We start from the raw sequence: 7,469 nt of genomic DNA on the forward strand, positions 1-7,469 counted from the left end.
CGAGAAATATCTGCAGCTTTTTCTTTATCTTTTACCTTTTCCATCTCTAGCCACGTTATTCCAGCGTTAGCCAAAAAAGTCATAATCCCCAAACTAGAAAGTACCATCATCCATATCCTAGAAAAGATTCCTGTTTTTTTCTTCTTAAACTCTACTTTATCTAACTCTCTAGCAAGCTCATTAGCGCTTATTCGCGGAGAAAGCTTTGTCTGCTTTGCTTCCGTTATAAGGCCTGACATCGGCTGGCTAGCTTGATTTCCACGAAGAACTTGGTTTTGTTTTTTAGCTTTCAGTGATTCTAAACTAGAAATGAGACGCTTCAGCTCTCTCTGCTTTAATTCCAACAAATTCTGTGATAGAAGCGACAGAGGCTCCTTTACCTGCTGAACTCCTGCTAACTGCTCAGAAAACATCGGCTGGTCTTGAGGACTTGTTTTAACCCCATAGTCGTTTTTGTCCTCTATCGAAGAGAGGGCAGAGCGCTCATTGCTTGAGCTCTCTATTGGAAATACCACTTTTGATGGAGACGAACCTGAAGGACGAGTTTGATTTTCTTCTGCCCCTCCCTGCGCTTCTTTCAATTTAGCAGACGGTTTGATGTCTTGGTCTTCCTTGGTTTTCCATTTGGATAGAAAAGATGAATGGCTATCTGCTGGCTTTTTCGTTTGAGCATTCTTGAATTTTGATTGATGTTTCTGCCTCAAAGCTTCCAGATTTCTTTTTCCCATAACTCCTCCTCATCTATTGACTCTTCTATCATTGAAAAGACGACTCTATTAACAGTTCACAATTCCTACCCGCTGAATACTGCTATTCTCTTTTCTATAACATTCATACTGGGGGCAACATCCCGCGACTGCATACACCGTTAAGCAGTCAATTAGCTACACAAACTATCAGGGTGGCTACCTTTTATAAAACAACTGTTTGAAGACAGTAGCCTAGCGTAAAACTTGTCATGCTAATATAACTTTATTCCAGTATATCATATTTTGAACTGGCTTAGCTTGAAAGCACACAAGGAAAAAGGCACGAACTCTCGTCCGTGCCCAACAAAGCAATTCCAAACTTATATACCAACGATATTATTTAATTCTTTCGTTCAAAATGTTCCCACTGTTGGCATCAATGGTCATTTTGATCTTTTGCGTACCGTTCAGAGCTTCCAGCTTATAGACTAGCTGACCAGCCTTAATATCCAGCTCTTCATCATAAATTTTGGCCTGAGCATATTTTTGCTGCAAAATCTTCTCAGCATCTTCAAAGGTCAATTGCACATTGGTCTGAGTCAGTTGCATGTCCTCATTGTCATCAATTGGCTCTTCCTTGGTTTTGAGAATGCTTCCTGTTCGAGCATCAATCTTGTACTCTTTTTCTGTAAAGCCGTCCAATACTGTTACATCATAGTATACAGCACCAGCTTTATTTCCGTCTAAATCAATAGAAACGACTTTCCCTGAACCAGCTGTCTGCAAGGCAATCGCCTTAGCGTCTGAAAGAGTTAGGCTTGCCGCCTGAATCCGAGTAGCTTGCTTATACGAATCCGCTGAAACAACAGTTGCTGCTCCACCTGCTAAAATTCCTACTACCAAACCGGCTAATAAAATTCCTTTTAGTTTTTTCATGGTTGGTCCTTCCTTCCACAACTTGACCCTAGAAATTAACATCAGGCGAGGAAAACACCGTTCCAGTTAATGCATCCTAGACCATTCTTTTCATTTCAAAGGGGGAGAGCTATCAAATGTTAGTCATTTGATACTTTTATTGTACAAGGACTAAATGAACCTAAAATGAATTTTGAGGAAAATTTTTAAAAAAATAATTCGAAAATCTTCCATCACTTCTCTAGCTGAAAAGTCAGGATAAAGCGACTTCCCTGGCCAAGCTCTGACACCACCTCTATCTGAACCTGATGCAAATCTGCAATTTTCCGGACCAAAGCCAGTCCTAAACCGCTTCCCTCACGGCTGTTTTTATTTCTGGCTTGATCAACTTGGTAAAACCGATTCCAGATTTTATCTGTCTCGGACGGAGCAATACCAGCACCATTATCTGTCACCGTCAGCTGACAAATGCCATCTAGCTTACGCAAGGAAAGCTCAATGCGGTCCTTAGTAAATTTCAAGGCATTGCTAATCAGATTGTCCAAAAGCCGGTGAAGCAGAAGCTCATCACCAACAATCCAGCAATCTTCGTCTATAGAAGCTTCTAAAACAAGCCCACGCTCCTGACTTAGCTTCTGAAAATCTGTCAGCTTATCCGCCAGTAGGTCGGATAAGGACAGATTCGTTTTGACTAGCCTAGCTTGATTTTCCAGCTTGGACAAATCCAAGATATGGCTAATCATCTCCTTCATGCGCTTGGTCTGACGGTTGATGATTTCAAAAGATTCCTTGGATTCATCCAGACTTTCCGCATAATGCAGACCATACTCACTCTCCGATAAAACAACCGCCACCGGTGTCCGCAATTCATGGGAGACGTCATGGTTAAACTGCTTTTCCCGCTGGAAGGAAGTCTCCAGCGAGTCCAACATGAGATTAAAAGCCTGACCTAGACGGTGCAGCTCATCATCCTTATCTTTCAGAGTCAGCCGCTTGGAAAAGTCTCCGCTCTTGCGAATTTCCACTGCCGTCTGCGATAGCTGATCCACCGGCCTCAGGGCTTTCTTGAGAATCCCATAACCACCAACAATGATCAAAACTAAGAGAAATGGAGAAATGAAGGCCAGAGCTGTCAGATAATCAATCCATTCATGATTGGTATGACTACTCATAGTTACCGCCCGCAGCCACTGACCGCCATTTTTCATCTCGATATCAAAGTAAAGATAGGTCTTTTGAGCAACTGTCGCCGTCGTCACGACCGATTGGTTGAAGGGAAGGGTCTCATCAAAGCCAGATGGCAGACTTTTTCTGACAAGGTTTCCCGAACTATCATAGATAGAATAAAAAATTCCATCATCCATAACCTCATACTCACTAGGCTGCTGGCTGATTTCCGTGGCCGACTCAATCAGCTCCCGCTTGGCCGCCGCATCTGCCAAATTGCTGGACAGCAGAAAAGCCAGACCCAGCAAAACTAGAATAAAGACAAAGAGAAAACTGCTGTACCAAAGAGTAATGCGTAGAACAATGCTTCCTTTTTTCTCCTTATTCCGAGCTCCAGATAACATAGCCTACTCCCCTCTTGGTGCGAATAATGGACTGCTTCTTGTCCTGATCAATCTTGCGGCGAATATTTTTAATCAGAACATCAATAATATTGGATTCTCCTTCATAGTCAAAATCCCAGACATGGTCCCGAATCTGCTCCCGCGACAGAATATGATCTTGATTGCGAGCTAGGTATTCCAGCACTTCGTATTCCTTGGCTGTCAGATCCAAGATTTGATCATCTTTCAGGACTGCCTTCTTAGTCAAATCCAGGACTACATGACCCAGATCAATTTTCTGACTAATTAGTTCACGCTGTTTTCGCCGCAAAAGAGCCCGCAGCCGAGCCAAGAGTTCCTCAAACTCAAAAGGCTTGACCAGATAATCATCTGCTCCCAAGTCCAAGCCCTTTATCTTATCTTCCAAGCTGTCACGGGCCGTTAGGATCAAGACGATAACTTGCTGTCCAGCCTGACGGATCTTCTCCAGAAAGGCAAAGCCGTCCATACGAGGCATCATAATATCTAAAATGATTAAGTCATAGTCCACCATTTCCAAAAATTCCAGAGCTTCCTCTCCATCAAAAGCACTGTCCACACTAAAATGCTCTTTCTTGAGAAGCTTGGTCAAACTGCGCTTCAGATCCGCTTCATCTTCCACCAATAATAACTTCATCAGGACTCCTTTCCAATCTTGGCCTTCTGTTTTTCCAGTTGCGTCCAAAGAGTAATAATCACGACTTTTAAAAAATACTAAGCCGATTGGGTTTCTAGCAGCTAGATGAAAATCTATCACAATGCTACTACATCTCCTCTGATTGTAACATAGATCCAGAAAAAGGAAAACTGCTGCCATCCTCGATTAGTCAAACGAAAAACAGCTGCCTGTAAGCAGCTGTCGTTCTACTATTTAAAACTTAAAGCGGAGAGCTCTCACTCATTTCTACTTGCTCAGCCGCAAAAAATTGAGCTGCTGCAACAGCTTTTTTCCATCCCTGATAGAGCTTTTCTTTCCGCGCCAGCTCCATCCGCGGAGCAAAACTCTGGCCGACAGCATTTAACTGTTTCAACTCTTCTAAGTCTTTCCAGTAGCCAACTGCCAGACCCGCTAAGAAAGCTGCTCCTAGAGCTGTCGTTTCCAGATTTTGAGCACGGGCAATTTCAATTCCTAAAATATCCGCCTGAAACTGCATGAGATACTGGTTCATGGCAGCACCACCATCTACTTTTAGGAGCTGAATAGGTGTTTGAGTGTCCTTTTCCATCGTCTCAATGATATCTCTGACCTGATAGGCAATCGACTGGAGGGTCGCCTTAACAAAGTCTTCTTTAGAAGTTCCCCGAGTCAAGCCAAAGACAGCCCCTCTGGCATTCTGATCCCAGTAGGGAGCCCCAAGGCCAGTAAAGGCCGGCACCACATAGACCTCATCCTCATTCTGCGACTGCTGAGCACACTGCTCAGACTCTGCTGAAGTAGCAATCAGCCTCAAGCCATCTCTCAGCCACTGAACCGCACTGCCCGCAATGAAAATTGACCCCTCTAAAGCATAAGTGATTTTCCCATCAATACCATAACCGATGGTCGTCAGGAGATTGTTCTGAGACAGACGCATATCACTGCCAGTGTTGAGAATGATAAAAGATCCAGTTCCATAGGTGTTTTTGACCATACCTGGCTCAAAAGCCAGTTGCCCAAACAAGGCTGCTTGCTGATCTCCAGCCATGCCCGAAATGGGCACTGTTCCGCCATAGAAGTGATAAGGTTTGGTGTAGCCATAAATTTCTGAATTAGAGCGAACCTCCGGCAGCATCGCCAAAGGTATCTGGAGAAGCTCTAAAATTTCCTTATCCCAAGCCAGATTCTTAATATTGTAGAGCATGGTTCTAGCTGCATTTGAATAATCTGTGACATGGGCAGCACCATCTGTCAACTTCCAGACCAGCCAGGAATCAATGGTTCCAAAGAGCAACTCACCTCGCTCTGCCCGCTCTTGAGCCCCCTCCACATGATTCAGTATCCAACGAACCTTGGTAGCTGAAAAGTAAGCGTCGATGACTAGGCCCGTCTTGGCATGAAAAAATTCTGTATAACCCTGCTGCTTGAGCTCTTCTGCCAACGGAGCTGTCTGCCGTGACTGCCAAACGATAGCATTGTAAATGGGCAGACCCGTCTCCTTATCCCAAACCACGGTCGTCTCTCGCTGGTTTGTAATCCCAATAGCCTCAATCTGACTTGGCTTAATCCCGCTTTCAATAAAGGTATTCGCGATAACCGATTGAACCGAGTTCCAAATTTCATTGGCATTATGTTCCACCCAGCCCGGTTGAGGAAAAATCTGCCGAAATTCCTTTTGACTGGCACAGACCTGCTCACCCCGATGATTGAAAATAATAGCTCTGGAACTAGTCGTTCCCTGATCAATAGCCATAATGTATTTTTCTTGCAGCATAAAAAGCCTCCATTCTGTCTTTGCTTCCATTATACAAAATAAAGCGCTTTCTTGCTATTCTTTTAGAAGGTTTTTGTGAAGAAATCACAAAAAACCTCCCCGAAGGAAGGTTCCATGCTGCATTATAGGCGTGCATTCAATTCTGCACCAAGCTCTTCAAAGCCTGGTTTGCCCAGCAAAGCAAACATATTTTTCTTGTAAGCTTCAACACCTGGTTGGTCGAATGGGTTGATGGCATTCAAGTAGCCTGAAAGGGCGATTGCTAATTCGAAGAAGTAGATGGTATAGCCAAGAGTGAAGGCATCTTGCTCAGGAAGGGTTATATACATGTTTGGTACGTCACCGTCTGTGTGGGCAAGAAGAACACCGTCCGTCGCTTTTTTGTTTACAAAGTCAACGTCTTTACCTTGAAGGTAACCGAGTCCGTCAAGGTCTTCTTCCAAGGTAGGGATAATCACGTTCTTACGTGGTTTGTCAACACGGACAACTGTTTCAAACATGATACGAGTTCCTTCTTGGATAAATTGACCAAGTGAGTGCAAGTCTGTTGAGAAGTTTGCTGAAGTTGGGTAGATACCTTTTTGGTCTTTCCCTTCTGATTCACCAGCCAATTGTTTCCACCATTCTGAGAAGTATTGAAGTGATGGCTCGTAGTTTACCAAGATTTCAGTAGCATAGCCTTTGCGGTAAAGGATGTTACGAACTGCCGCATATTGGTAGGCTTCGTTTTCAGCAATCTTATCTGAAGTGTAGTCTTTACGTGCTGCGTTTGCACCTTCCATCAGGGCTTTGATATCTGCTCCAGAAGCTGCGATTGGAAGTAATCCAACAGCGGTCAAGACAGAGAAGCGTCCGCCGATGTCATCTGGCACAACAAAAGTTTCCCAACCGTTGGCATCTGCTTCAACTTTCACAGCACCTTTAACGCGGTCAGTTGTTGCATAAATCCGTTTGTTAGCTTCTTCTTGACCGTATTTCTTAATCAAAAGTTCCTTGAAGACGCGGAAAGCAATCGCTGGTTCAGTTGTTGTACCTGATTTAGAAATCACATTTACTGAGAAGTCTTTGTCCGCGACATACTCTACCAAGTCAGCAAGGTAAGTAGAGGAGATTGAATTCCCAGCATAAAGGATTTGTGGGGCCTTGCGTTCTTCTTTTGTTTGCAAGTTAGCAAAGTGGTTGTTGAGGAAGTCAATAGCCGCCTTAGCACCCAGATAAGATCCACCGATACCGATCACGACCAAAACATCGCTCTCACCTTTAATCTTTTCTGCTGCCGCCAAAATACGGGCAAATTCTTCCTTATCATAGTTTTCTGGCAAATCCAGCCAACCCAAAAAGTCGCTGCCTGCTCCAGTTCCCTTACGAATCAACTCATCTGCTACAGTGACTTGAGACTGTAAGTAGTCTACCTCGTGTGGTGCAACAAACTTGTTCAACACCTTTGAGTAATCAAATTTAATATGTGTCATGGTGGTCCTCCTTTATTCTTCACCTCTATCATATCGCTTTCATACTTTTTTATCAAGCAATTCCTGTAATAAAACGCTTTCATTTTGTAATTTATTAATTTTTCAACAAATTTGCTAAACCTTTACCAGAAGCCAACGCAATCGTTTGCGTTATCGCCTGTTTTTTGCTCAAAAATCCTTACCTTTACCTTCCAGTAGATCTTAACAAACAATGTTAATGTTTCGCTCCAAGTATTTCTAGCAGAAAAACGCTACGGCCTCCTTTAATACCTTGAATATACAATATAAGTGCACAATAAAAACTCATAAGATTTTCTAGTAAAATAGAATTGAACCAACTAGTTACGAAAGGAAATCTTATGAGCTATCACCATTTTACCATAGATGAACGCG

The 7,469-nt window shown here is 43.3% G+C and carries 5 protein-coding genes and 1 pseudogene; all 6 read right to left on the reverse strand.

Annotated elements, in window-relative coordinates; translation table 11 throughout:
* A pseudogene (locus tag STRDD04_RS11535) lies at positions 1-581 on the reverse strand (hypothetical protein); the annotation flags it as partial.
* A 504-nt stretch (positions 582-1,085) separates the two neighbouring features.
* Positions 1,086-1,625 carry a PepSY domain-containing protein gene (locus tag STRDD04_RS07880; protein ID WP_062201275.1) on the reverse strand — a complete coding sequence of 180 codons (540 nt, stop codon included), beginning with the start codon at positions 1,623-1,625 and terminating at the stop codon, positions 1,086-1,088.
* A 212-nt stretch (positions 1,626-1,837) separates the two neighbouring features.
* The gene (locus STRDD04_RS07885; RefSeq protein WP_062201278.1) at positions 1,838-3,175 is read right to left on the reverse strand and encodes a sensor histidine kinase; all 1,338 of its coding nucleotides are present in this window, start codon (positions 3,173-3,175) and stop codon (positions 1,838-1,840) included.
* Positions 3,153-3,830: a response regulator transcription factor gene (locus STRDD04_RS07890; RefSeq protein ID WP_062201407.1), complete on the reverse strand. Its 678-nt coding sequence runs from the start codon at positions 3,828-3,830 to the stop codon at positions 3,153-3,155. The genes STRDD04_RS07885 and STRDD04_RS07890 overlap by 23 nt, the downstream gene beginning before the upstream one ends.
* 241 nt (positions 3,831-4,071) lie before the next feature.
* Positions 4,072-5,604: a glycerol kinase GlpK gene (gene glpK, locus STRDD04_RS07895; RefSeq protein ID WP_062201281.1), complete on the reverse strand. Its 1,533-nt coding sequence runs from the start codon at positions 5,602-5,604 to the stop codon at positions 4,072-4,074.
* Positions 5,605-5,726: 122 nt separating this feature from the next.
* Entirely contained in the window at positions 5,727-7,076 is a 1,350-nt protein-coding gene (locus STRDD04_RS07900) for a glucose-6-phosphate isomerase (protein WP_062201283.1), read from the reverse strand.
* Positions 7,077-7,469 lie beyond the last annotated feature (393 nt).

Source organism: Streptococcus sp. DD04, assembly GCF_001578725.1.
GTDB lineage: Bacteria > Bacillota > Bacilli > Lactobacillales > Streptococcaceae > Streptococcus > Streptococcus sinensis.